The organism is Novosphingobium sp. 11B, from assembly GCF_054589055.1.
In genome coordinates, this window is sequence record NZ_BAAILP010000058.1 from 1 (window position 1) to 25,212 (window position 25,212).

A 25,212-nucleotide genomic window follows, 5' to 3' on the forward strand; every position below is an offset into this window, starting at 1 on the left:
TGGGTCGGCGACATTAATCAACACTCCCCGCCGCACCCAGAACCGAACTATATTCCCACAACCCGCCTAAAACGTATGGCTCAGGCACTATGCTTCGCTACCTGATCGTACAAAGTCGAGCTCAGTAACTGTTCTTAAAGCAAAATATCCTGATGACGAGATCGCGGTAATCGAGCGCCGAGATCGTACGCTCGACAACCCTCCCTTCGCTGCCGTGTGGTTCAAGGTGCAGCCAGCGTCGACACCGCAGCAGGAGCATCACAAAGAAGCCGCGTCTTTCGAGATAGGCCAAGAGTGTTTCGGCGATGTCCACTTCGTCTTCGTCCGAGCGGGAAGAGGGCAAGATTCACTCCCTACGTCAACAAATGTTGCCCTGGCCGTTACACGGTCTGACGTCCTGAATCCGCCATTGCTTTACAAGTTGGCGGCGCGCGCCCGGATAGCGCTCAACCAAGACCTCGGCGCTCGCAATATCGTCAGTGGCAATGACGCGGAACTGGCTATCCGTCTCACACCATGCAGCGATGAACCGGCAGCCATCGACAAGGCCGAGCATAATCGGCCAGACAAGCTGTTCATCCTTGGGAACATGGTCAATCGCCAGGGTTATGCGCAGCTTGCGCTGTTCGCGCAACGCACGGCGGATGTCGCTCAGATCGAGCGACGACGACGTCTTCAGTCGATGCCCGACATAGACAGTGTCGTCCTCAAGGGCGGTACGCATGTCGGGCGGCAGCACGGCATTGATTTTGGCGAGGGCATTCTTGACAGCAAGGGCGAGCGTGTCATCGGTGTATCGGCTGACCCACTGGGCACCGATCACCAGCGACTGGATTTCCTCGTCAGTGAATGAAAGCGGCGGCAAAAGGAAGCCGGGCCGCAGGATGTAGCCGACGCCTGCCTCGCCATCGATATCCGCTCCCATGTCCTGCAGTGTCGCGATATCTCGGCGGATCGTGCGCAGCGACACACCCAGCTCGCACGCAAGCGCCTTGCCGGACACCGTCCTGCGGTGCCGGCGAAGCACTTGCATCAAATCGAACAGTCGGTGACTTCTTGCCATGATCACTCCATCGCCACGACGCCCTTGCCGCCGAGCTTACGGCCTTGTTCAAGCTCGGTGATCAACTGGACAGCACCACTCAAGGGAACAATCTCCCCGATTGGAATGCGGAACCTGTCCTCACTGGCTGCCTCTGCAACCTTCTGCAAGATCTCGGCACGCGGCGAACCGATGATCAGCTTCAGGCGCCGTTCGAACATGGCACGAAGAAACTTGCCCGGACCAGGATTGAGATCAAGATACACACCACCGGGAGAGAGCATGGCGATGCCGTTCGGGACCGCCATCGTCGCGGCGGTGTCGTAGACGACATCGAAGCGGGTGGAGATCGCGGCAAGATCCGTTGTGCGGTAATCGTAGACGGTCTCGACACCGAGTGACCTTGCACGCTCCATGTCCCGGGCACTGCAACTGCCCGAAACGCTGGCACCGAAGAGCCGGGCAATCTGCACGGCGCCTTCGCCCACTGCGCCGGCACAGCCGTTGATGAAGACGTGCTGGCCCCGTTGCAGCTTTGCCTTGTCGATAAGCCCGTTCCAAGCGGTGACGCCGGGCGTGCCGAGGCATGCCGCATCCTCGAACAAAATGCCCTCGGGCTTGCTGGCGAGGAACGTCTCCTTTGTGACCACGGCTTGGCCGAGCGCGCCGCACTCCTTGAAGCGGGCGAGCCCGAAAACATCGTCGCCCACCTTGAACCGTGTGACGCCGGGTCCTACCGCCGTAACGACGCCGGAAAAGTCCATGCCCATCGCACGCGGAAAGCGCCTGCCAGTGACAATCTTCATCTGGCCGGCGCGCAGCTTCCAGTCGATCGGATTGATGGCCGCGAACTTGACCCGCACCGCCACCTCACCTTTACCGGGTGCCGGCAACTCGAAATCCTCGACTCGCATGCGCTGCGGGCCGCCATAGCGGGTGTATTGAATGCGTTTCATTACAGTCGCCTTCCCAGCTTCAAGCCGTGCAGAGGTCGGGAACGGCGACCTTTGTGAAGAGATGCGGCCTGGCCACCACCGAGGCAGGGTGCGCCTTCAGTTTCTCCTGAAATGCCGGGTTCCTGAAAGCTTCGCGCCACGCCGCGACGCTGTCGAAGACCGCGTAGTTCAGGTAAGTTGGGTTATCGCCGACCGCACGATGCAACTGCGTCGAGATGAAGCCGGGCTGGCGTTTCATGAACAGCGAGTCCGCAGTCCAGGCCGCAAGAAACGCAGCCTCGTCGGCGGGCGCCATAGTCAGGAGGTTGATCATCACGATAGGGCCGGCGTCGGCCTCCGTCTGACGGGCGACCGGATAGTCGGGGTCGAGTAGTTCGAATCTGGGCATGAGCTGGTGTCTTTCTTGGAGGGGCCGATGAGAAGGTGATCGATGCCTGTCCCTGTTCTGCGCCTACCTTACACAGTCGTGGTGACAGTTTCTGGCACCATTGTTTGCAGCTATTTGCAGCGTAACGGGTTTAATGGCGGGATCACTGCGCATTGCGGCAACGCGCTTCGGAACGAATGGGCCGCGACATCCTGTTTCAGCCGATCAGCCTTGCGCGAGAGTGGGGGGAGTGATGGACAGGCACACGGGATATCGTGGCTGCGACCTCAGAAACCGATCGACAGGCTGTCTTGTTTCCAGGTGTCGAGGGCTTCGGAGAGTGTCGCGATCTTCGCATGGGCTGCCTGGAAAACATCTATCCCCACGAAGTAATGCAGCGGGACGTATCCAATGCACTGATCTTGATGAGCAGTGCGGCCCCCTTATCCGGGGCGCCCATCAGGTGCCCGTCCATCTGCTGCTTTGCCATTTCCTCGTCCTTGCGAACCGAGACATAGCCGGCGATCGGATGGCTCGGTGACATGATCGACCGCTGCGAGAGGAAGCTTGTGCGCATATGGCCCGGATACACCAGCGTCACCTTGATGCCGAACTCCCTGCCTTCCGCGGCCAGCGCTTCGGTAATGCCGGCGACCGCGAATTTGGCCGCGCGCTAGACGCCCCAGCCCGGGACATAGCCTTGGATACCGGCTCGTCGGATAGGCGCCGGCGGCATGGCGCTGCGCGTCGACGAAGATCGCCCGGCCGCTGCCAAGGCGCCGGAAGGCACTGTTGAGGCGGCGTGCGACGGCGACCAGTTCGGCCTGGACGGCGGAATCGAAATCCGATCCGCCGAAACGCGCGCTTCGCTGGAAGCCGCCTCCCGTGTTGAGGACGCCTCCGGGCGCGACGAGCGCCCCCCGGGGCAGGGAATCCGCGAGCCGGGTCGAGATGCGACGATATTCGGCGAGGTTTATCATGGTTCGCCTCAGACGTTCAGGTGCCGATAGCGACGAGAATGTTGCGGCGACTGGCGACTGCCTGACGCAGGAAGTCGGCCTGCTCGGCCCTCGTGATGCCGGCGGTGACATAGTTCGGCAGCGTGAAGACGGCGATCCGGATCGCGAAGGCAGGCGCCGCCACCACGGGAGGCAGCAGGACCTCGAACCGCTCTACCGTTTCCGGCAGCTCGGCGGAGACGCGCGGGTTGCCGAATGGACCTCAGCGCCGACATGGTGCGCGACACGCGTACGATGCGCTCGCCGCCGGCGGCTGATAGGCACTCGCCAGTGTCGGACAAACTTTCCGAACGCCGGTCGATCCAGAGACGGCCGTCGGGGTTGAGCATCACCTAGTGGTTAGATTCAATCGGATGGTTCCGCCAGGATTGCTGGAAATCAGCCATTTTCTGGCCTTCAAAAGGGACTCATCCGTTGCAATCTGACCACTAGGCGACGCTGGCGTCTCCGAGGATACCGGCGATGGCGGGGCCGAGTGCGGTCCGCAGCATCCGGGCTCCGCGAAGTATCGCCTCATATTTCTCGGAAGAAGAAGCCACGTCGTCCCCGTTCTTTGCGGGACCGCTTCTGGCCATCCCTGGATCGGGAATAAGTAGATGCGGCAGAATTCAGGGCGTTTCAGCCATCATAATGTGGCGGTCGTACTCTGGCGTACAAAGACAGGGAAATGGCGACACGTGCATCGTCGTCAGTGATTTCGAAATTGATCTTTTTGCGTCTGGGGGTGGGAATGCGGACGATAAATCATCCGCAGTGGGCCCGGCCGCCATCTCCTATCAGTGTCGCCCTCATTCAGGTGGACAAAATCGCTCTTAGCGCGAAGGCAACAATGGTCAGAGCAAGCACGCTCGCCAGCCAGATGCCAGCGAACCAGGCCAGTCGAGCCGGAAGGCGTGGCTCTTGCGGATCAGTGGTATCCTGCTTCATCTACTTTACCTCGGAAAACCCAATAGGCCCAAGCTGTGTAGCCAAGGATGATCGGGACCATAATCCCGGCACCGATGAGCATGAACAGCTGACTACGCACGGGTGCCGCGGCCTCCCATATCGACACTCTGCCGGGAACCACATCGGGGAAAATCGAGATTGCCAGTCCCGTCATCGCGAGCCCGAACAACAGGAGCGTCAACAGGAAAGGCAGCCAGTCCCGCGCCCGATCGATGGATCGCCACAGGACAAACGAAACAAGCGCGACAAGCAAAGGCATTTGCGCAGCGGCCAGGACGCCGGGCCAACTGAACCAACGCTGATAATAGCGACCGTCGAGCCAGGGAGTGGCCGCGCTCACACATGCGATTGCCAGAAGCAAAGCCACGGTCAGGACGCGCGCATGTCGACGGGCGTGAGCCTGTGTGGAGCCATCGGTCTTCCAGATCAGCCATCCGGCGCCGAGCAGGGCATATCCGGCAACGAGGCTGATCCCTGTTAAAATGGAAAAGGGTGTCAGCCAGTCCCACCATCCGCCTGCATAAGCTCTGCCTTCGACGTGAATACCTTGCAGCAGCGCGCCGAGGGTCAGGCCCTGCGAGAAGGTTGCGACGACTGAACCCGCACAGAAGGCGATGTCCCAGAAATGCCTGTGCCTGGGATCACGCCAGCGGAACTCGAATGCGACGCCGCGGAATACCAGCCCGAGAAGCATGGCAATCAGCGGAGCGTAAAGGGCCGGAAGGATAATGGCATAGGCGAGCGGAAAGGCGGCCATCAGACCGCCGCCGCCAAGGACAAGCCATGTTTCGTTGCCGTCCCAGACAGGGGCGATGCTGTTCATTGCCCTGTCGCGGTCTCTGCCGACGGTGAAGGTCGGGAAGAGAATACCGATACCGAGGTCGAAACCGTCCATGACTACATAGGCAGCGACCGCAAAGGCGATGATGGCCGCCCAGACAACTGTGAGATCGATCATCGGGCAGCGCCCTCCTCAAGAGCCGGGGCGGGCGTGATCCCGGCGGCTCGCACGGGTGTGCCGGCGGACGGATCAGCGCTTTCGTGCGGCTGCGGCGGCCTGGCTATCAGTCGTAGAATGTAGAAAATGCCGGCGCCGAAGGCCGTGAAGTACACGACGATGAACGCGAGCAGCGATATCGCCACCGCCGAACTGTCCAGCGGAGCAACCGATTGTGCCGTCCGTAACAGGCCATAGACCGTGTAGGGCTGTCGCCCAACTTCCGTCGTTATCCAGCCGGCGATGACCGCAACAAATCCGCTGGGCCCCATCACGACCGCTGCGCGATGCAGCAGCGGCCAGTCATACAGCCGCTTGCGCGAGCGAGCGTAAAGGCTGGCGGCACCCAGCAGCAGCATCGCCATCCCGAGACCGACCATAAGTCTGAACGACCAGAACAGGACGCTGACGGGGGGCTCGTCCTGATCCGGAACGGTGTCGAGACCGGGGAGAGGCGCGTTGAGGTCGTGCCGGAGAATAAGCGAAGAGGCTTTGGGGATCTGGACCGCATAGTCGATGCGCTTATCGGCGCTGTTGGGAATGCCGAAGAGTATAAGCGGAGCGCCATCGGGATGGCTGTCGTAATGGCCTTCCATCGCCATGACCTTGGCCGGCTGATGCTCGAGCGTATTGAGGCCGTGCATGTCGCCTGCGACGATTTGGATCGGCGCCACGATCGCTGCCATCCACATGGCCATCGAGAACATCTTGCGCGCACCGAGATTGGCGCGATCTTTCAGAAGATGCCAGGCGCCAACAGCACCGACGACGAACGCCGTAGTAAGATAGGCCGCGATGACGGTGTGGACGAGCCGATAGGGAAAGCTTGGGTTGAAAACGATCGCCCACCAGCTCGGCCCCGGCAGGAACTGCCCGTTCGCGCCGATCTCGTAGCCGGTTGGCGTCTGCATCCAGCTGTTGACGGACAGAATCCAGAACGCTGAAATGAAGGTGCCGAGAGCGACCATGCAGGTTGCAAAGAAATGCAGCCGCGGCCCGACCTTGTTGATGCCGAATAGCATGACGCCAAGGAACCCGGCCTCGAGGAAGAATGCGGTCAGAACCTCGTAAGCCATCAACGGCCCGATGACCGGTCCGGCCTTGTCGGAGAAAGCCGACCAGTTCGTTCCGAACTGGTAGGACATGACGATCCCCGAGACGACGCCCATGCCAAAGGCGATCGCGAAGATCTTGAGCCAGTATCGGTAGAGGTTGGCATAGACGCCGCTGCCTGTCTTCAGCCACAGCGCTTCAAGGATCATCAGATAACTTGCGAGGCCAATCGAAAAGGAGGGGAAAATAAAATGGAAACTGACGGTAAAGCCGAACTGAATGCGTGCGAGCAAGAGAGCATCAAGCATATCTGCATACCATCGGGACGATCTTAGCCTGACAAGCTTGGGATTGGCGATGGAACGTGCCCGGCGCATCGGCAATCCCGCCCCCATCGCTCACGTTCACCTTCACGAGGTAGGGCAATATTGGCATCAACGGCTCCGTGGACTGTGCTTGGGATAGGAGGCGCGCAAGCCGCTAAGGGGATGACGCCCTATCAATTAGTCTATTGCCGAGGCATGTAATTGTGTAATTATCTTGAGTCAAGTTCGGTGCTGTGCAACAAGCGATCAATGACGATTTCACACCCACGACCTTCATGAACGAGGTGATCAACCGCATCGCCTTGCGCCCGCTGCGCATGGGCGACCCGGCGCCCGACTTCGAGGCGCGGTCGACACACGGCCCGATCCGGCTTTCCGACTATCAGGGGCGTTGGGTCGTGTTTTTCTCGCATCCGGCAGACTTCACGCCGGTCTGCACATCGGAATTCGTCGCCTTGGCGAAGGCGTATGATCGCTTCGCTGCGCTCGATTGCGCCCTACTGGGATTGTCGGTCGATAGTCTCTACTCCCACTTCGCATGGACCCGGGCGATCCGTGAGATCTTTTCCATCGAGATCCCCTTCCCGGTGATCGAGGATCCCTCGATGACCGTCGGGCGAGCCTATGGCATGATCGACGAGACGACAGACAACAGCGCCGGCATGCGTGCGACTTATTTCATCGACCCCAATGGGGTGATCGGCGCCATAGCGCACCATCCGCATACTATCGGGCGATCCATCGACGAGATGATCCGGATGGTCGCGGCTCTTCAGGCAACCCATTCCAGCGGCAAGCTTGCACCCGCGGATTGGCAGCCGGGGCGTCCTCTGCTCCTTCCTGCAAATGAAGACGCGCAGGACGAGATCGACTGGTTTTGCCGGAGTGATGGATGACGGTGCTGTGGAAGTCCCGGGAAGCGGCTGAGGCGGTCGCAGAGACACTGCGCAGGATCGCCCAGGGACAGCGGCTGATGATCCTGTCACTTCTCCTGGATGGCGAGAGGTCGGTCACTCAAATTGATGTCGCGACCGGGATCGGACAACCAGCACTCAGCCAGCAGCTTGCCGAACTTCGCAAGGGGGAACTTGTGAAGACACGGCGGCAAGCTAAGCAGGTGTATTACAGTTTGGATGGAGAAAACGCCATCCTGTACATCCGTGGCATCGAGGCAATGTTCGCTGGGTCGACACATATCTCGCCCAAGCCTGCTACGGTCGAACGCCTTCGGGATCGCAGCGCCGTCACGCCGGGCACTGCAAATTTTGCGCGACTCCTATGAGCGCCGATCCGACAGGTGAGTGTGTTCGCTCGCGAATGGCTAGTTTCGGTTTGGAAAGCGCCGTCCAAGACATCACTCCCTGTCATATCTTGTTCGTACAGCCTGGATTCCGGTAGGTGTAGGCCGCCAGCGTCTCGCTATCCGATGCGATCGCGGGGCTGAGCGGTGTGGCGGCGCAGTAGCATGCCGCCAGCAAAAGCGTGAGTTTCCCGCTGCTCATCATGCCACTCCAGCCCAGTTCTCGCGGCGCCAGTCGGCCACGGCGAAGGCCTGTCCGGCTGCGGTGCCCGCGCAGGCGATAGATCCGAAACGCATGTCGCCGGACTTGACGGGGACGGTGCGGTGGCCGCGCTGCGTCAGGTCGGGGAGGGCGGGGTGGCCGTCCTCGATCAGCAGCTTGCCGCCTTCGCTGCGCCAGCGGGGGGCGGCTATGGCGGTGGCTATGTCTTCGCCGTGGAGGAGGATGCGGGCAATGGCTTGCAGTAGTGTCTGCACCTGACCGTCCGCGCCGGGGGTGGCCAGTGCGAGCAAGTTCTTGCCTTTGCGCAACATTGCAGGCGCCAGGGTGTGTACCGGGCGCTTGCCGGGAGCAGGGGCGTTGGCGCCGGAGGTGAATCCGCCGGCACGGTTGTTGAGGGTTATTCCAAGTTCCGAGACGAATACGCAGGAGCCGAAATCGTCAAAGACGGAAACAAGGGAGGACACTGTAAGCCCTTGAGAATCGACGGTTGATACGCCAGCAGTGTGCAGGTAGGCGCGCGGGCCTCCGCGCAAGCCCGCGTTTTCGAGGTCGATTTCCAGCGGCACGTCGAGGAGGGCTTTTCCGCTTGCCGCATCGTCCCGGTGGGCGAAGGCGGCTTCGGTGAGTTCGACACCGATGTGGTCGAAAGCTGTCGCCTTGGAGTGCCAGCGTTCCAGTCCGGCCAGTGCCATGGCGAGCAGGACGCCTTGAGTAGGCGGCGGCTGCACGGCGACTTCGCAGCCCATGAAGTTCACCGTAAGTGTTTCATTCACAGGCGTTTCGTGCGCCGCGAAATCCGACATGGCAAGCGCGCCGCCAAGCGCCTGGACGCGGTTGGCGATGGTTAGCGCGATTTCGTCTTCGTAGAAACTGAGCGGCCCATGCTCTGCCAATGTCGTCAGAAGCGCGGCCAGTTCGGGCTGCACGAAGCGTTCGCCAAGGCCCAATCCAAGCAAATTCCACGCTCCCGCGCCGCCGCGTTCGAGGCGCGCGCGTTGCGACTGAACGGCACCTAACAGCACCCTAGGGACACCTAGCCCCTCGCTAGCGATGCGGATGGCCGGTTCCAGCACGCGCGCCAGCGGCAGGCGGCCCCAGCGCCTGTGCATCGCGTCCCAGCCCCCGGCGATGCCCGGCACGGTGATGGATTTGGGACCATCGTCGGCGGCCTCGGTCATGCCGAGCGGCGCTGCGCCCGCGCCGGTGATCGCCAGCGTCCGGTCCGCATCGCCTACCAGCGCGAACATGTCGCCGCCCAGCCCGCAGGCATCGGGCGCGACGACGCAGAGCACGGCTTGCGCCGCGATGGCGGCATCGACGGCGGAGCCTCCGGCGAAGAGCGCGTTCTGTCCTGCGGCCACGGCCAGCGGATGCGCGGCCGATACCGCGCCAAGGCTGCCGCGCAGAACCGGGCGATGGGGCGAGGAGAACGAGTCCGCCAGTGTCCAAGGAGCGCTCATCGTCAGACCGCCGTATAGCCGCCGTCGATCACGATCGAGGTGCCCGCGATATAGCGGCCAGCAGGCGATGTAAGCAGCAGGATCGTGGCGGCAACGTCCTCGGGCACGCCTTGCCGCCGCACGGGGATCTGCGCCTCGATCGCCTTGCGCTTTATCTCCGGGTCTGGCTGATAGGTCCAGAAGGGATCGTTGAACGGCGTCTCGATCCAGCCCGGCAGGATGCAGTTGATGCGGACGCCGTCCGGTCCCAGTTCCGCCGTCAGGCTGCGGGCGAGGCCGGGGAGCGCGGCCTTGGTGGCCTGATAGGCGGACATGCCTGCATGGCCGCGGATCGCGCCAGTCGAGGATATGAAGACGACGCTGGGGTTGTTCGATTTGCGCAGCCAGGGCGCTGCGGCCTGCGTGAAGAAGAACGGCATCTTCAGGTTCAGCGCGACCGAATGATCCCACATCTCCTCGGTCCAATCTTCCAGCGCGGCGGACTTCATCACCGCTGCCGTTACCAGCAGGGTATCGACGCCGCCGAATGTGTCGGCCGCCAGCGCCACGGCTTCTTGTGCCACGACTATGCTGGCCAGATCGCGCTCGAGGAAAATGCAGGCGCCTGGGTGATCCTCTGCTGCGACTTGCGCGGCTTCGTGGCGGTGGTCGATCAAGACCACGTTGTCGCCCCGCGCGCGAAAGCCCTGCACCGTTGCGCGCCCGATCCCGGTGGCGCCGCCCGCGACGATTACTGTAGCCATTGTCGTATCCTCAGGAGTTCGCGGTAAGCTTGAGCGGCAGGCTGGAAAGGCCGCGCAGGCCGGGCACAAGCCGCAGCGTGGACGGGCCGTTCGTTTCCAGCGTGCGCACCTTTTCGGCAATGGCGCGGAAGAACACTTCGCCTTCGAGGCGGGCCATCATCTGCGCCACGCAGCCGTGGATGCCGGTGCCGTAGCCGATCTGGTTGGTCATGCGGCGGCGGATGTCGAAGCGGTCGGGCTCGCCCCAGATCGCTGGATCGCGCCCGGCAGAGCCGATCAGCACCAGTACCTTTTCGTGGCGGTCGATCTGTTGCCCAGCGAATTCGAACGCCTCGGTGGTGGTGCGGAACAGGCTTTGCGAGGAACTGTCGTAGCGGGTCGCTTCCTCGAAGGCGTTGCGCGCCAGCGAGGGGTCTTCTCGCAGGGCCTGCCACTGATCGGGATGCTCCGCCAGTGCGCGCAGGCACAGACCGATGGAATCGATCGTGGTGTCCACGCCTGCCGAAAGGAACGAGCGGACCAGCAGCTTTGCTTCGGCATGGGTGATGTCACCTGCATCGGCTTGCGCATAGATCGCCGCGCCAAGGCCGTCGTGGGTCAGAGCACTGCGCTCGCACCGTGCATCGATCCAACCGCCGACTTCCTCGGCGCGCTTCATGAGCGCGTCATACCACGCGGTGCGCGGGCCGAATGCGCCGAAGACGATGCCGCCATAGACCAGCATAATATCGCGGTCGAGCTTTGACATGCCTACCGCATCGGGGAAGACCGTCAGCGGGAAGGGCTGCACCAGATCGTCCACCGCCTCGATCTCGCCCTTGGCAAGCGCGGCATCGACCAGTTCGCCTGCTACTTTCTCGAAGCCGCCGCGCATAGCTTTGAGCGCCTTGGCGTTGAGCGCACGCATCATCACCCTGCGGGTGCGGTCATGCTCGGGCGGGTCCACTTCGAGGATGATGCTGGGCTGACGCCAGTTCGGTTCCTTGAAGTAATTTGTCAGCCCGCCGCCGCCGGCATTGCTGAAGCGCTTCCAGTCGGTGAGGACCTGCTTCACCTGTTCGTGATGCTGGACGACCCAGATCTGGTGCTGCTCCAGCCAGACGACGGGGCCCAGCGCGCGAAGCTGCGCATAGTGGCTGTAAGGATCGCTGCGGAATTCCTCGCAGAACGGATCGAGGTCGGAGGTGACGCGCCTGTCCATGGCAATGTTCATCGGGCAAGTTCCTTCATCCGGGCGCGCAGGGCGGCGGTTTCCGGCAGGTCGAGCCCGCCGTCCGCGGCCAGCACCACGCCATAGGCATCGCGCGCATGGGCGGTGCTGATGCGCTCGTCGCGTATGTCTTCCAGGACGCGCTCAGGCTCACGCTCCAGCGCGTTTCCAAAGCCGCCGCCTCCGGCCATGACGTGGCGGTAGGTGTCGCCCGTGCCCAGCGTCATCGCGTGGGTGGGCAGGCCGGGCAGAGTGCAGTCCCCGCTCTTGCCGCTCAGCAGATTGCTGGCAGGCGCGCCGGCAACGCCGCCGTAGAGGCCGTGCGGGGGATAGGCGATCTTGTCGGATCGCACGCCGAAATAGACGTCGTCGGCCAGCACGCGGTATTCGCGCACGATGCCAAGGCCGCCCCGGTTGCGCCCCGGACCGCCGGTATCCTGCGCCAGACCATAACGCTCGATGCGGATCGGATAGTCCGCCTCGATGGTTTCGACGGGCACGTTCGCCTGATTGGAGGCCATGTGCGGCACCCCTTCCTGCCCATCATGCGCGCTGGTTGCGCCCCAGACGCCCATCACGCATTCGGAGAAGACGAAAGTCTCGCCGTCGATGCGGCCGCTGAAGCTGGGCAGGGTGGAGCCGCCCGCGCCGTCCGCGCTGACGCGGTCGGGCACGGCGGCGGCCAGCGCGCCGAACACGCAGTCGACGATGCGATAGCCGGTGATCCCGCGCGCGCCGCAGGGGGCCGGGTACTCGCAATTGAGCACCGAGGCGGGCGGCGCGATGACGCGGATCGGGCGGGTGTAGCCGTGGCAGTTGGGCACGTCCGCGCCCATGATGGATCGCAGCGCGGCGTAGACGTTCGATTTGCAGAAAGAGATCGGCGCATTGATCCCGCCCGCCACTTGCGGCGAAGTGCCGGTCCAGTCGGCGGTGACTTCATCGCCTGCTACGGTCAGAGTGAGTTGGAAGACGATGGGTGTGGGATCGTCGCCGAGGCCGTCGATGTGGTCCTGGAAAGTGTAGACGCCGTCGGGCACTTCGCGGAACGCGGCGCGGGCGAGGCGCTCGGCATAGTCGTGCAGGGCGATGCCGTAGTCGCGCACGGTCTGCGCGCCGTAGCGCTCGATCATGGCGGCAAGGCCGCGCGATCCGGCGACAGCGGCGGCAAGCTGCGCCTCGATGTCGCCCAGCACGAGCTCGGGCGTGCGCACGTTGGCGGCGATCACGCGGGGCAGCACCGGATCGGCCACGCCTGCCCGGCGCAGCTTCAGGAAGGGAAGGCGCAGCCCCTCCTGATGGATCTCGGTGGCGCTGAGCGAATTGCTTCCCGGCACCAGTCCGCCCACGTCGACATGGTGGGCGATGGTGGCGGCCCAGCCCTCGATGTGTCCTGCGTGGAATATCGGCTTGACCACGTAGATATCGGGCAGGTGCTGGCCTGAGGCGAGGTAGGGGTCGTTGCCGATGAAGACATCCCCGTCGTCGATGTCTCCGGCGTATTCGTCCATCAGGTGGCGCATGGCATCGCGAAAGCTGCCGAGGTGCATCGGCGTCGTCAGCCCCTGCGCCAGGTTCTCGCCCTTCGCGTCGCACAGCGCGGTGGAGAAATCCATCGCGTCGCGCACGATGGGCGAGTGGGCCGTGCGCATGAGGATCAGCGCCATTTCGTCGGCGATGGCCTCGAAGCCGTTCTTGAACACTTCAAGGAGGATGGGATCGACGTTGGTGGTCATGGCGCTTCTCCCGCGCTGAGGGCGATGACGATGTTGCCGTGGCTGTCGCGCAGGGCCGTGCATCCCGGCGGCACGACGGCTGTACCTTCGTATTCCTCGACGATCAGCGGGCCGGGGCGCGGCGAAGCGTCAAGGTCGGCGCGGGTGATAACGGGGGTGTCGATGAAGCCATGGTCGGGGCCGAAGTAGGCAGGCCGCGTCGTCTCGGGCAATTGGCGGGCAGGCTGTACGCTATCGCGAATACCGGAGGGCCCTTGCGGCGCGATCGTGCCGATGGCGCGCAGGGTGACGATCTCGATGGCATGGTGACCAAGGTCGTGGCCGTAGCTGCGGCGATGCTCTTCCTCGAAGGCGGCGCGGATGGCGGAGAGGCTGGTGGCATTCAGCGGACCGCGAGCGATATCCACGCCCAGCTCGAAGCCTTGCCCGCGATAGCGCAGGTCCGCGCGCCAGCTCATTTGCAGCGCCGGGGAATCCCCCAGTTCCGCCCGCACCGTCTGTTCGAGGCGAGCGAAAGTGGCGGCCATTTCCGGCGGCAGTTCGGGATTGTCGTACAGCGCCCGCCCGAACGTGTTGGCGCGGCTGACTTCGTGGTCGGTGAACAGCAGGCCAACGGCGCTGAACACGCCGGCGCCGGGGGGCACGATGACCTGACCCATGCCCAGCTCGCTCGCCAGCGCGGCGGCGTGGATGCCGCCGTTGCCGCCGAAGGCGAACAGCGCGAAGTCGCGCGGATCGCGGCCACGGTAGGTGGAGACTGCCTTGACCGCGCGCATCATTGCCGAGTTGGCCAGGCGGTGGATGCCCCATGCCGCCGACAGCAGATCGCGGCCCAGCGGCTCGCACACGCTGCGCTCGATGGCGCGGCGCGAAAGCGCAGCGTCGATCGGCACGCTGCCGCCTGCAAGCGCGGTGGGGTTGAGATAGCCCAGGACGACATTGGCGTCCGTCACCGTCGCCTCGATCCCGCCCGCGCCGTAGCAGGCGGGGCCGGGCACGGCGCCCGCGCTGTCCGGACCCACCTTGAGCGCGCCGCCGGCGTCGATCCGCACGATGCTGCCGCCGCCCGCGCCCACTTCGGACACGTCAATCACCGGCAGGCGCAGCGCATAGCCGCCGCCCTTGGCCAGCGCGCTGGACATGGAAATGCCGCCGCCGACCTCGTATTCATCGGTGCTGACAAGACGCCCGCCTTCGATCAGCGATGCCTTGGCGGTAGTGCCGCCCATGTCGAAGGTGATGACATCGCCGTGGCCCGCCTTGCCGCCAAGCCGCGCTGCGCCCACGACGCCCGCCGCCGGGCCGCTCTCGACCACGGTGGCAGGCCGCGCGATCACGCGGTCCACATCGAGCAGGCCGCCGCTCGACTGCATCATTAGCAGCCGCCCGCCGATGCCCGCCTCACGCAGCCGCGTCTGGAGCGCGGTCAGGTACTGGCTGACGACGGGGCCGATATAGGCGTTGACTACTGTGGTACTGGTCCGCTCGTACTCGCGGATTTCGGGCAGCACGTCATGGCTGGAACAGATGAAGGTGCCTTGCGGCAAGGCTTCGCGCAATATGCGCTCGGCGGCCTTCTCGTGCTCGGGGTTGGCGTAGCTGTGGAGGAAGCAGATAGCCACAGCCTCAACATTATGCCCGGCCAGAGCCTGCGCTGCGGCGCGCACGGCATCGGTATCCAGTTCGCGCACCACTTCACCGCGCGGGCAGAGGCGCTCTGGCACTTCGAGGCGCAGGCGGCGCGGCACCAGCGGATCGGGCTTGCGATAGAGCGGCTCGTACAGCCGGGGCACGCGGATACGGCGCAGTTCCAGCACGTCGCGAAAGCCCTCGGTGGTGACAAGCGCGGTGCTCGCGCCCTTGCCTTCAAGGATGGCGTTTGTGGCGATGGTGGAGGCGTGGAGCACTTCGTCGAAACGATCGACCGGCAGGCCGAGGCGCCCGGCGATGTCGGTGATGCCTGTCAGTATCGCCTGCGCATAGTCGCCCGGCGTGGTGGGCGTCTTGGCCGTGGTAAGGGTGCCGTCCGGGGACAGGCACGCGATATCGGTAAATGTGCCGCCGATGTCGGCCGCGATGCGGTATCCGGATGCCATCAGTCGCACCGATACCGCATTAGCTTGTCCTCATCCACCGTGATGCCGAGGCCCGGCATGTCCGGCGGCAGGATTGCGCCATCGGCAAAGCCCATCGGCTCGGCCAGCACGTCATCCTCGTAATAGCGGCCCGCCACCTTGCACGGGTGGGTTCTGGCAGGCGCACTGACCGCGATTACCGCGCCCAGCGTCACGGCGGGCTGGGCCAGCGCGAACTGGACGTTGGCGGCCGTGCCGATGGCGGATTCGATCGATCCGTTCACGTCGCAGGCCATCAGCTGGGCATGGGCCACGCAGGCGACCTTGGCCGCACCGACGAAGCCGCCTGCCTTGGCCAGATAGATCGAGATCGAGTCCGCCGCCCGCGTCGCGCTGACGTCCAGCACATCGTTGACGTTCCAGCAGCTTTCGTCGGCGATGATCGGTACTTCGGAGGCGGCGGTGACTTCGGCCATGTAGGTAAGGCCGGTGGTCGGCTGCTCCACCATGCTGATCCCGGCGTCGATCAGCTTGCCGACGATGCGCGCGGCATGCTTGCCATGGCCATAACCTTGGTTGGCATCGAGGCGCAGGGTGAAATCGTCGCCCAGTTCGCGGCGCAGCGCGGCGGCAAGGCGGATGTCGCGCGGGGCATCGACGCCGCCCTTGATCTGGAGCGAGCGCACGCCGTCTGTGGCAGCCTCGGTGCCTTCAGCCAGTGCTTCATTTTCGGGCATCAGCCCGATCATGTGCGCCACGGCAACGGATCCGCGCACCGCGCCGCCCAGCAGCTTGTAGATCGGCAGGCCCACGATCTTGCCCCAGGCATCGTGCAGGGCAATGTCGATCGCGCACTTGGCGTAGACGTTGCCGACGACCAGGCTGTCCATCTTGCGGCGGGCGGCGGTGACGGCAGTGGCGTCCATGCCGATAAGCGCCGGGCCAAGCACGGTGTTGACGAGGTGGGTGACGGTCCCTTGCGTCTCACCGCAGCGCCGTTCCCAGTCGCCGCCCCAATCAGGCAGCGGAGTGGCTTCGCCGAAGCCCACGATACCGCCTTCGGTCTCGATTCGTACGGCAACAAAGCCGCCAAGGTCGGCAACAAGCCCCGCCCAGCGGAAGTCGCGTCGGGGTGGGAGACGGAAGGCAAATGCCTCTACTTTGGTGATGTTCAACGGATTCCCCTGCAATCTGGCAGCGTGATATGCCTTTGCCTAACACAGGATTTTCCTATAAGAAAATATTTTCATAAGGGGTTGCGGTTTTACGTTCAGGGGTGTGCCGAAAGTTGTCCGGGCTTTCTCGTTCCGGCCCATGAAGCGTTGGCCGATCCGATTGGCAGTCTTCCTTACAGTTCGGCCATTTTCCGGGATAACGCGATTGTCCAGCGTGGTGCCTGAAAGCGTTGCTTATCACGCATTGCCCGGCAAGGGGCTTGTCTCAAAGCGCGGAAACGCTTGCATGGAACACGGCGCATTCCGTTGAAAAGATCGAGATTTGCACTGCCTGGCGAGGGCGATGCGCGCGATCGGCATCGAATTTTCAAGTCTTTGCGTCTCACAGACCTAAGCGGAAATTTCTGTATTCCCTCGTGAAATCAAAGCCATGACGTGAATTATCCAGATTTCCTATCGGCATGAAGGACGGAAAAAATTTACCTCTTTTTCTTATAGTAAAACTATGTAACCTCTTGGGCCTAGGCAATCGCATGATGAGTCCCTCGGTTCCATGACACCTGAACAGAACGATCTGATAACCCGCACCGGCACGTCCACCCCTCTGGGCGGCTTGCTGCGGCGCTACTGGCAGCCAATTGCGCTGGTGGACGAACTGGACGGTCCGCGCCCATCGCGGGCAGCGCGTGTGCTGGGTCAGGACTTCGTGATCTTCCGCGACGAACAGGGCCGTATCGGCATGCTCGACCGCGACTGTCCACATCGCGGCGCCGACCTTGCGTTCGGCCGTCTGGAAGATGGCGGCATTCGCTGCCTGTTCCACGGCTGGCTGTTCGATGTGGACGGCAACTGCCTCGAAACGCCAGGCGAGCCCGCCGGCAGCACGCTGTGCTCTCGCGTGCGCCAGAAGAGCTATCCCACGGCAGTGCGCGGCGGCATCATCTTCGCCTATCTGGGCGAGGGCGAGGCTCCGGCATTTCCCGAGTTGGACTGTTTCATTGCGCCTGAAAGCCACGTCTTCGCGTTCAAGGGCTATCTGGACTGCAACTGGCTTCAGGCGCTGGAAGTGGGCATCGATCCTGCGCACGCCAGCTTCCTCCACCGCTTCTACGAGGATGAGGACGCGGCGGAAAGCTATGGCCGCCAGTTCCGCGCCACTTCGGCGGACAGCGAACTGACGATGACGCAGGTTCTGCGCGAATACGAAAACCCCGAAATCACGGTGGAACGCTCCGACATCGGCCTGCGGCTGACCGCGCTGCGTTCCCTGGGCGAAGGCGGCACCCATGTTCGAATCACCAACGTGCTGTTCCCGCAGGCCTTCGTCATCCCGCTTTCGGAAACGATGACGATCACCCAGTGGCACGTGCCGATCGATGACGAGAGCTGCTATTGGTATGCGATCTTCACCGGCTTTGCCGATCCCGTCGACAAGGCGATGATGCGCGAGCAGCGGCTCAAGCTGTACACTTTGCCCGATTACATGCCGCGCGTAGGACGCCACAACAACTACGGCTACGACCTCGAAGAGCAGCGCCTGCGCACCTACACTGGCATGGGCGAGGACATCAACGTCCACGACCAGTGGGCGGTAGAGAGCCAGGGCCGCATCCAGGACCGCACGCGCGAGCATCTCGGCACCACCGACAAGGGTATCGTCGCCTACCGCAAGCTGCTGCTGGGCGAGATCCGCAAGGCTTCGCACGGCAATGCTCCGCTGATGGCGCTGGCTCCGCAGGACGCCTCGGGCGTGACCGGACCTGCCACCATCGACGGCGTTGCCCCAGCCGATGAGGATGTCGTGGGCTACTGGACGCGCGCCGATGCGCGCCGCCGCGAGGGGGCTTCGTGGTCCGCGCAAGGCGCCGCCTCGCAATGACCGGGTTCATCGCCCGCCACGGCTTGTGGAACGAGGAACGGGGCCGCGCCGCAGGCGAGGTGGAGGCGCAGCTACGCTCTGCCGGGGTCAAGCAGGTGCGCCTTTCGTTCTCCGACCTGCACGGGCTGCTGCGCGGCAAGACGCTGATGACCGACGCGCTGCCGGGCGCGATGGAGGACGGCTGCGCGATCACTTCGACGCTGCTGCTCAAGGATACCGCACATCGCACGGTAGCTCCGGTGTTCACCAAGGGCGCAGGCATCGGCGAGCCGGCGCTTCAGGGCGGCGGCGATGTGATCATGGTGCCGGACCCGACCACGCTGCGCATCCTGCCCTGGGTAGCGGGCACGGCGTGGATGCTGTGCGACCTTTATTACACGGACGGTCGGCCGGTGGCGCATTCCACCCGGCGGCTGGCGCAGCAGGCCGCCGCCCGACTGGAGGAGCGCGGCTTTGAATTCGTCAGTGGGCTGGAGGTGGAATTTCACCTGACCCGGCTGACTGATCCCCGTCTCGAACTCAGCGATGCAGGCCAGCCCGGCACGTCGCCAGTGGTATCGCTGCTGCATCAGGGCTACGCCTATCTGACCGAGCAGCGCTATGACCGGATCGAGCCGATCCTCGACGTGCTGCGCGATCACTGTCAGGCGCTGGGCCTGCCGATCCATTCGCTCGAGATCGAGTTCGGGCCAAGCCAGGTGGAGTTCGTCTTCCGCCCGGGCACCGGCATCCAGCCCGCCGACGACATGATCCTGTTCCGCAACGCGGTAAAACAAATCGCGCGCCGCCACGGTTATCATGCCAGCTTCATGTGCCGCCCGCAGTGGAGCGAGGCGATGTCGAGCGGCTGGCACCTGCACCAGTCGCTGCGTGACCGCACAAGCGGCCGCAACCTCTTTGCGCGCGAGGATGGCCAGTATGGCCTGTCCGAGACGGGGCGGCACTTCCTTGCGGGCCTGCTGGCGGGTGCGCGGGCGGCAACGCCCTTCAGCACGCCCACGATCAACGGCTACAAGCGCTATCGCCCCAATTCGCTCGCGCCCGACCGGGTGGCCTGGGGCGAGGACAATCGCGGCGCGCTGCTGCGTGTCCTCGCGCGCGGTGCCCCCGGTGCAACGCGCATCGAGAACCGCATTGGCGAGCCTGCGGCCAACCCCTACCTCTATCTCGCTTCGCAGATGCTGACCGGGCTGGCCGGGATTGATGCCGGGGAAGAGCCGGTGGAGCCCGTCGATTCCCCCTACATCGCCGAGGCGGACCGCCTGCCGGAAAGTCTTGAGGCGGCGCTGAACGTGCTGGAGGCGAGTTCCATGATGGAAAGCGCATTCGGACGTGAATTCATCGATTATTTCGTCATGATAAAGAGAGCCGAAGTTGCCCGATACAACACTTCGGTTACCGATTGGGAGCAGAAAGAGTACTTCGATTTATTCTAGCATAAATATAAAATTGCAAAACAATGCAGGGCGAACACGACATTCTGGTTCTAGGAGGTTGTATGTTCAATAAATATACTAATCATGAGGGAAAAATCGCGATCCTGAGGGCTGGTTTGCTCGCAGGTGTCACGTTCGCTTCGGCGAGCTCGGTTCAGGTGTCGGCCGCTGAAGCGGAACCGGCGGTCGAGGACGGGGCTATCGTCGTCACCGCAACGCGTCGCGAGATGTCGCTGGACAAGGTTCCGGTGAAGATCGACGCGTTCAGCCAGTCGCAGATGGATCAGCGCGGCATGCGCTCGATCGACGACATTTCCCGTTACACGCCGGGCCTCCAGTTTACCAATACCGGCGGCGTTTCGGGCAATACCAGCAACAGCATCTCGATCCGGGGAATCTCCTCCGACGTCGGCGCCGCGACGACCGCGATCTACGTGGACGAAACGCCGATCCAGATCCGCAGCGTGGGCTACTTCGGCGGCAACGCCTTCCCCCGCGTGTTCGATCTTGAGCGTGTCGAAGTCCTCAAGGGTCCGCAGGGTACGCTGTTCGGCGCCGGTGCCGAGGGCGGTGCAGTGCGCTTCATCACGCCTGCGCCCAGCCTCGATAAAGTCTCGGGCTATGGCCGCGCCGAAGCTGCGACCACCGACAACGGCGCGCCGTCCTACGAAGTGGGTGCCGCAATCGGTGCACCGCTGGCACAGGATCTGGTGGGCTTCCGCCTGAGCGTCTCCCAGCGCCGCGACGGCGGCTACATCGACCGGATCAACGCCGTGACCGGCGATCTGGTGGACAAGAACGCCAACTGGCAGCGCACCACCGTGGTGCGCGGCGCGCTGGCCATCCGCCCGGTGCCCGAACTGACTATCACGCCTTCGCTGTTCTTCCAGAAGCAGTACCAGCCAGAGCGTAACCAGTACTGGGAACAGCACAGCGACATGGGCAGCGCGGACTACCGTTCGGGCAACACGATCTCCGAGCCGCTGCGCGACCGTTTCTACCTGCCTGCCGCCAAGGTGCAGTACTCCGGCGACAAGATCATGATCGTCTCGAACACCTCGTGGTTCGATCGCCGTCAGGTGGCAAGGCTGGACTATACCAGCTACTTGCGCGCGATCCGCACCGGCGATGCGGTCACGCCAGTCGCCACCCTGCGTCCGTCGGCGGCAACCGTCATCACCGCCCAGCGCAACTTCACGCAGGAACTGCGCGTGCAGTCGCAACCCGGCGGCCCGCTCGACTGGGTGGTAGGCTTTTACTATTCCAACCAGCGCCAGGTTTCGGACAACAAGACCACATCGTCCAACGTTGCCGCTGCTACAGGGGCCCTGAGCTACATCGATCTGGTCAATTCCAAGGACGAACAGATCGCGGGCTTCGTCAATCTGGACTACCACGTCGCGGACAAGCTGACCCTCAGCGCGGGCGTGCGTGTGTCGCAGATGAAGTTCTCGTTTACCGACGCCGCCGACGGCCCAGTCAACGGTGGCCCCAGCTATGTCGAGGGCAGCACCAAGGAAAATCCGGTCACGCCCAAGTTCGCCGTGGCGTATCAGGCGAACCCCGACCTGCTGGTCTATGCGAACGCGGCCAAGGGCTTTCGGCAGGGCGGTGCGCAAGGTCCGGTTCCGGCCGAATACTGCGCGTCCGATCTGGAATCGCTGGGTATCGAGAAGAGCCCCACGCGCTATGATTCCGATAGCGTCTGGAGCTTCGACGGCGGTGCCAAGGGTACCTTCATGGGCGGCCGCATGCATCTTGACGCCAATGCCTACTGGATCAAGTGGAGCAACATCCAGCAGCCGGTCAACCTGCCCACCTGCGGCTTCCAGTATATCGCCAATCTGGGCAAGGCGAACAGCCGCGGCCTCGATCTCGTGCTCGACTTCCGGCTTGCACCGGGCTTGAGCGTGGGCGGCAACCTCGGCTTCAACCGCACGACCTTTGCCGAGGACGTAGAAGGCAGCGGCGGCTCGCTGCTTGCCGCCAAGGGTGAGCGCATCGGCGGTCCGCAGTGGACCGGCGCGGTGTTCGGCCAGGTGGAATTGCCCGTTTCGGAATCGATCGACGCATACCTCCGCGCCGACACGACTTTCCGCAGCAAGGGCGTCATGCGCAACGAGGATACCTTTAGCTACGATCCGGGGCTTACCGCCACGAAGTCGGGCGCGGTCGTCTCGGCGAGGCTGGGCGCGAAGATGGCGGCGTTCGATCTCTCGATCTTCGCCAACAATATCTTCAACGACAGCAAGCCCCTGTCGCGCACGCACGATCTGACGGGTTCGGCGCTGTACTATGACTTCTCGAACCGTCCGCGCACCCTTGGCCTGACGCTGACCTATCGTCAGTAATCGCCGCGCTTGCCGTATTGGAACAACGACCGGGCCACGATGGGAAAACCGTTGAAGGTAACTACTCTTACACGTCGTGGCTTTGTTGCCAGTACTGCAGCACTGGCTTTGGCCCCAACGGTCCGCGCCGCTACTCCTTCGCTTATGGTGAAGACGGCGGCGGGGCGGATCGAGGGGGAGAGCTTGCCGCAAAGCGGCGTGCGCCGCTGGCTGGGCATTCCTTACGCACGGCCCGCATCCGGTGCTTTGCGCTGGCGTCCGCCGCAGCCGGTTGTGCCCTGGACCGGCATTTTGCGCGCGGACCGCTTTTCTCCCAGCCCCTGGGCCGCACCCGAAACCGGCAAGAGCGTCTACACGCTGCGCGGGCCTGCATCGATGGGCGAGGACTGCCTGTCGGTGAACGTCTGGGCGCCGTCCACGCCTTCTGAAAAACCGCATGCTGTGATGGTGTGGATTTACGGTGGGGCCTTCGTCGGCGGCACCAGCGACAACCCGCTTTACGACGGCGAGGCGCTGGCGCGTGAAGGCGTTGTCTTCGTCTCGATCAATTACCGCGTGGGCATTCTGGGGTTTTTTGCCCACCCCGAACTCGTCGCCGAATCCGCCGAAGGCATATCGGGCAATTACGGCCTCATGGACCAGATCGCTGCCCTGCGCTGGGTGCAGGAGAACATCGCCGCGTTCGGCGGCGATCCGGGCAATGTGACGATCCTTGGCCAGTCCGCAGGAGCTTTCAGTGTCGGCTTTCACCTTGTCATGCCGCAGTCGCGCGGAATGTTCCACCGCGCCATCGCGCAAAGCGGTGCGCCGATGGGCAAGCCGTCCGGCTACATCCTGCTGGGGGAGCGCGAGGCGATGGAGCGCGCCGGCCTCGATTTCGCCAAGGAAGTCGGCGCTACCAGCCTGGCGGACCTGCGCGCGATGCCGGCCCCTGCGCTCGTCGAGGCCAATTCCCGTGCATGGCGGTTCTATCCGCAGATAGACGGACACTATGTGCCCGAACATCCTTTCACCATGGTCATGGCCGGGCGTCACGCCGCCGTGCCGGTGATCGTGGGGCGCAACCGCGATGAAGGCACGATGTTTGCCGCGCTCGGTGGCGGCACCGTGCAGGGCCTGCGCAGCGAAATCGCCGCCGAATATGGCGCGCGGGCGCAGGAGGCGTTCGCCTTCTACGATGCGGCCGACGATGGCGCGGCGGAGCGGCAGGGCCACACTGCCATGGGCGACATCATCTTCAACTGGAACGCCGCTGCTCTGGCGATCGCATTGGCGACATCCGGACGCTCGCCGGTCTACTCCTATCAGTTCGAATACAGCGGTACGGTCCCTGCCGCCGCGCGCTTTGCTGAGGGTACGGGCGCGCAGCTTGGCGCGTTCCACGGATCGGAGATCGGTTTCGCGCTGCGCACCCAGCCCGCGCGGGGCCTGGGCCTCAGCAGCGAGCAACGCGCGCTGATGGACCGGATGAGCGGGTGGTGGACCCGCTTTGCCCGCACCGGAAATCCCAATGCCGCATCGCAGGCGGACCATTGGCCGCAGTACGTCCCTGGCAAGGAAACGGTATGGTACATCGGCAGCAAGGCAGCGCATACGGGCCCCGTGCCGGACCTCGACCGGCTTGCGGTTCTGGGCCGGGCCATGGACAACACAATTCTCGAACGCGCCTGACTGGCATCTGTGGAGACCAAGATGGCAAACCTCACAACAGGCCCCGCAACAGGCGATAATCCCGAAGGCCCGCAGATTGACTGGCTGCTGATCGCGCTGGTCTACCTCGCCACTGTCGCCAGCATGGCCATGGTTGGCGTGGTCGCCGCGTTGACCGGAGACCTTGGCGAGGCCCTGCATGTGGCGGGCAGCGAAGTGGGCATGGCGCTGGCGATGTTCTCGCTGCCCTCGGCAGTGGGCGGCGTGTTCTGCGGCGGGCTGGTCGACCGGACAGGGGCGAGGGCCGTCATTGTCGTCTCGGCGCTGTTCTGTGCAGGGGGCGCAGGCGTTGCTGCGCTGGGGCAGAGCCTTGGCGTGCTGCTGCTGGCGCTGGCCATCGGCGGCATCGGTTTTACCGGGATCAGCGTTGCCGCCCCGGCGCTGCTGGTCAGCGCCACTGCCGGTCGGCGGCAGGTGCGCGCGATGTCGCTGTGGTCTACGTATGCGCCCACCGGCTTTGCCATGGGCCTGCTGCTGGCAGCGCCGTTCGCGGGAACCGGACGCTGGCAGCCCGCGCTGCTGCTGTACGGAGCGATCATGCTGGCACTGTTCGCGGGCCTGCTGGCGCTGCCCCGCGTCCAGACCGCTGCAATGCCCCACTGGCGCGTGCAGCTACGCGATTTCGCTGGAGTGTTTCGCGAACGCAAGGTCGTTCTGCTGGCGCTGGCCGTGGCGGTACCTTCCGCGTTGTCCTATGGCACCAGCCTGATCTCGCCTTCCTATCTGGCGCATGTGCATGGCACCTCGATCGGGGCATCGGCCACGGTGGTGGCGGCGATCAAGGGCGTGGCGATGGTGCTGTGCGGACTTCTCACGGGCGTGCTGCTGACAGGAAGCCTCGACCGCAAGGTGCTGTTCATCGGCTTGGCGCTGCTTGGGGCGGCTTCGCAGTGGATGCTGTTCTGGCCCGGTTCGGGCTTTGCCGTTGCCGCGCTTGGCCTGTTTGGCTGGCTCGTGGCGTTCAGCGGCATGGGTGCAGTGGCGATGGCGCAGCTTTCCACCGTGGTGACCAGCCCGAGCCGCAGCGGCGCGGCCTCGGGCCTGATCGGGCAGGGCATCTCGATCCTCTCATTCCTGGCGCCATCGATCTATTTCGGCATGACCCGGTGGATCGGTTTCGTCCTGATCGCCTGCGCCGGGCTGGCGCTTGCCGTGCTGGCCCTGCCGGTCACGCGCGGCACGACCGCCGCGGCCCCGACCTGAGAT

22 protein-coding genes and 1 pseudogene are annotated in these 25,212 nt (G+C 63.9%); 8 read left to right on the top strand and 15 right to left on the bottom strand.

Annotated features, from left to right (window positions below; genetic code table 11):
- Positions 1 to 121 precede the first annotated feature (121 nt).
- The 5 genes from ACYPYD_RS04935 to ACYPYD_RS04955 form a co-directional block, all read right to left on the bottom strand.
- Positions 122 to 343: a hypothetical protein gene (locus tag ACYPYD_RS04935; RefSeq protein ID WP_459662299.1), complete on the bottom strand. Its 222-nt coding sequence runs from the start codon at positions 341 to 343 to the stop codon at positions 122 to 124.
- A gap of 15 nt (positions 344 to 358) precedes the next feature.
- Positions 359 to 1,063: a helix-turn-helix transcriptional regulator gene (locus ACYPYD_RS04940; RefSeq protein ID WP_459662300.1), complete on the bottom strand. Its 705-nt coding sequence runs from the start codon at positions 1,061 to 1,063 to the stop codon at positions 359 to 361.
- A gap of 2 nt (positions 1,064 to 1,065) precedes the next feature.
- Positions 1,066 to 1,998: an NAD(P)-dependent alcohol dehydrogenase gene (locus ACYPYD_RS04945; RefSeq protein WP_459662301.1), complete on the bottom strand. Its 933-nt coding sequence runs from the start codon at positions 1,996 to 1,998 to the stop codon at positions 1,066 to 1,068.
- 19 nt (positions 1,999 to 2,017) lie between these two features.
- Positions 2,018 to 2,386 carry an antibiotic biosynthesis monooxygenase family protein gene (locus ACYPYD_RS04950; protein WP_459662302.1) on the bottom strand — a complete coding sequence of 123 codons (369 nt, stop codon included), beginning with the start codon at positions 2,384 to 2,386 and terminating at the stop codon, positions 2,018 to 2,020.
- Positions 2,387 to 2,741: 355 nt separating this feature from the next.
- Complete coding sequence (locus tag ACYPYD_RS04955; RefSeq protein WP_459662303.1) at positions 2,742 to 2,966, bottom strand: hypothetical protein; 225 nt, start codon at positions 2,964 to 2,966, stop codon at positions 2,742 to 2,744.
- Between the two features lie 133 nt (positions 2,967 to 3,099).
- On the opposite strand from ACYPYD_RS04955, the gene ACYPYD_RS04960 reads away from it, so the two are divergent.
- The gene (locus tag ACYPYD_RS04960) at positions 3,100 to 3,375 is read left to right on the top strand and encodes a hypothetical protein (protein WP_459662304.1); all 276 of its coding nucleotides are present in this window, start codon (positions 3,100 to 3,102) and stop codon (positions 3,373 to 3,375) included.
- On the opposite strand, the pseudogene ACYPYD_RS04965 reads toward ACYPYD_RS04960, so the two are convergent.
- The 4 genes and pseudogenes from ACYPYD_RS04965 to ACYPYD_RS04980 all read right to left on the bottom strand — a co-directional run.
- Positions 3,365 to 3,716: pseudogene (locus ACYPYD_RS04965) on the bottom strand (P-loop NTPase family protein); the annotation flags it as partial. The gene ACYPYD_RS04960 and the pseudogene ACYPYD_RS04965 overlap by 11 nt on opposite strands.
- 460 nt (positions 3,717 to 4,176) lie before the next feature.
- A complete protein-coding gene (locus tag ACYPYD_RS04970) occupies positions 4,177 to 4,311 on the bottom strand; it encodes a DUF2474 domain-containing protein (RefSeq protein ID WP_459662305.1) in 135 nt (44 codons plus the stop codon).
- Entirely contained in the window at positions 4,292 to 5,290 is a 999-nt protein-coding gene (cydB, locus tag ACYPYD_RS04975; RefSeq protein WP_459662306.1) for a cytochrome d ubiquinol oxidase subunit II, read from the bottom strand. The genes ACYPYD_RS04970 and cydB overlap by 20 nt, the downstream gene beginning before the upstream one ends.
- Positions 5,287 to 6,690: a cytochrome ubiquinol oxidase subunit I gene (locus tag ACYPYD_RS04980; RefSeq protein WP_459662307.1), complete on the bottom strand. Its 1,404-nt coding sequence runs from the start codon at positions 6,688 to 6,690 to the stop codon at positions 5,287 to 5,289. Before ACYPYD_RS04980 ends, cydB begins: the two co-directional genes overlap by 4 nt.
- A 293-nt stretch (positions 6,691 to 6,983) precedes the next feature.
- Between ACYPYD_RS04980 and ACYPYD_RS04985 the strand changes: the two genes are divergently transcribed.
- Both ACYPYD_RS04985 and ACYPYD_RS04990 read left to right on the top strand, forming a co-directional pair.
- The gene (locus tag ACYPYD_RS04985) at positions 6,984 to 7,604 is read left to right on the top strand and encodes a peroxiredoxin (protein WP_459662308.1); all 621 of its coding nucleotides are present in this window, start codon (positions 6,984 to 6,986) and stop codon (positions 7,602 to 7,604) included.
- A complete protein-coding gene (locus tag ACYPYD_RS04990; protein WP_459662309.1) occupies positions 7,601 to 7,990 on the top strand; it encodes an ArsR/SmtB family transcription factor in 390 nt (129 codons plus the stop codon). The genes ACYPYD_RS04985 and ACYPYD_RS04990 overlap by 4 nt, the downstream gene beginning before the upstream one ends.
- Positions 7,991 to 8,209: 219 nt before the next feature.
- Here ACYPYD_RS04990 and ACYPYD_RS04995 read toward each other — a convergent pair whose 3' ends face one another.
- From ACYPYD_RS04995 to ACYPYD_RS05020, 6 genes are read right to left on the bottom strand one after another with little or no spacing between them, the layout of a single operon-like run.
- The gene (locus ACYPYD_RS04995; protein WP_459662310.1) at positions 8,210 to 9,691 is read right to left on the bottom strand and encodes a gamma-glutamyltransferase; all 1,482 of its coding nucleotides are present in this window, start codon (positions 9,689 to 9,691) and stop codon (positions 8,210 to 8,212) included.
- A gap of 2 nt (positions 9,692 to 9,693) precedes the next feature.
- Complete coding sequence (locus ACYPYD_RS05000) at positions 9,694 to 10,434, bottom strand: SDR family NAD(P)-dependent oxidoreductase (RefSeq protein ID WP_459662311.1); 741 nt, start codon at positions 10,432 to 10,434, stop codon at positions 9,694 to 9,696.
- Between the two features lie 10 nt (positions 10,435 to 10,444).
- Positions 10,445 to 11,647 carry a cytochrome P450 gene (locus tag ACYPYD_RS05005; protein ID WP_459662312.1) on the bottom strand — a complete coding sequence of 401 codons (1,203 nt, stop codon included), beginning with the start codon at positions 11,645 to 11,647 and terminating at the stop codon, positions 10,445 to 10,447.
- Positions 11,644 to 13,380, bottom strand: a complete 1,737-nt coding sequence (locus ACYPYD_RS05010) for a hydantoinase B/oxoprolinase family protein (protein ID WP_459662313.1) — start codon at positions 13,378 to 13,380, stop codon at positions 11,644 to 11,646. Before ACYPYD_RS05010 ends, ACYPYD_RS05005 begins: the two co-directional genes overlap by 4 nt.
- Positions 13,377 to 15,476 (bottom strand): hydantoinase/oxoprolinase family protein, encoded by a 2,100-nt coding sequence (locus ACYPYD_RS05015; protein WP_459662314.1) that lies wholly within the window; start codon positions 15,474 to 15,476, stop codon positions 13,377 to 13,379. The genes ACYPYD_RS05010 and ACYPYD_RS05015 overlap by 4 nt, the downstream gene beginning before the upstream one ends.
- Complete coding sequence (locus ACYPYD_RS05020; RefSeq protein WP_459662315.1) at positions 15,476 to 16,630, bottom strand: mandelate racemase/muconate lactonizing enzyme family protein; 1,155 nt, start codon at positions 16,628 to 16,630, stop codon at positions 15,476 to 15,478. The genes ACYPYD_RS05015 and ACYPYD_RS05020 overlap by 1 nt, the downstream gene beginning before the upstream one ends.
- A gap of 553 nt (positions 16,631 to 17,183) precedes the next feature.
- Between ACYPYD_RS05020 and ACYPYD_RS05025 the strand changes: the two genes are divergently transcribed.
- The 5 genes from ACYPYD_RS05025 (at position 17,184) to ACYPYD_RS05045 (ending at position 25,209) form a co-directional block, all read left to right on the top strand.
- Positions 17,184 to 18,509 (top strand): Rieske 2Fe-2S domain-containing protein, encoded by a 1,326-nt coding sequence (locus tag ACYPYD_RS05025; RefSeq protein WP_459662316.1) that lies wholly within the window; start codon positions 17,184 to 17,186, stop codon positions 18,507 to 18,509.
- Positions 18,506 to 19,945, top strand: a complete 1,440-nt coding sequence (locus tag ACYPYD_RS05030; protein WP_459662317.1) for a glutamine synthetase family protein — start codon at positions 18,506 to 18,508, stop codon at positions 19,943 to 19,945. Before ACYPYD_RS05025 ends, ACYPYD_RS05030 begins: the two co-directional genes overlap by 4 nt.
- A gap of 158 nt (positions 19,946 to 20,103) precedes the next feature.
- Entirely contained in the window at positions 20,104 to 22,296 is a 2,193-nt protein-coding gene (locus ACYPYD_RS05035) for a TonB-dependent receptor (protein ID WP_459662318.1), read from the top strand.
- A gap of 144 nt (positions 22,297 to 22,440) precedes the next feature.
- On the top strand, positions 22,441 to 23,967 hold the full coding sequence (locus ACYPYD_RS05040; protein WP_459662319.1) for a carboxylesterase/lipase family protein: 1,527 nt from the start codon (positions 22,441 to 22,443) through the stop codon (positions 23,965 to 23,967).
- A gap of 21 nt (positions 23,968 to 23,988) precedes the next feature.
- A complete protein-coding gene (locus tag ACYPYD_RS05045; protein ID WP_459662320.1) occupies positions 23,989 to 25,209 on the top strand; it encodes an MFS transporter in 1,221 nt (406 codons plus the stop codon).
- Positions 25,210 to 25,212 lie beyond the last annotated feature (3 nt).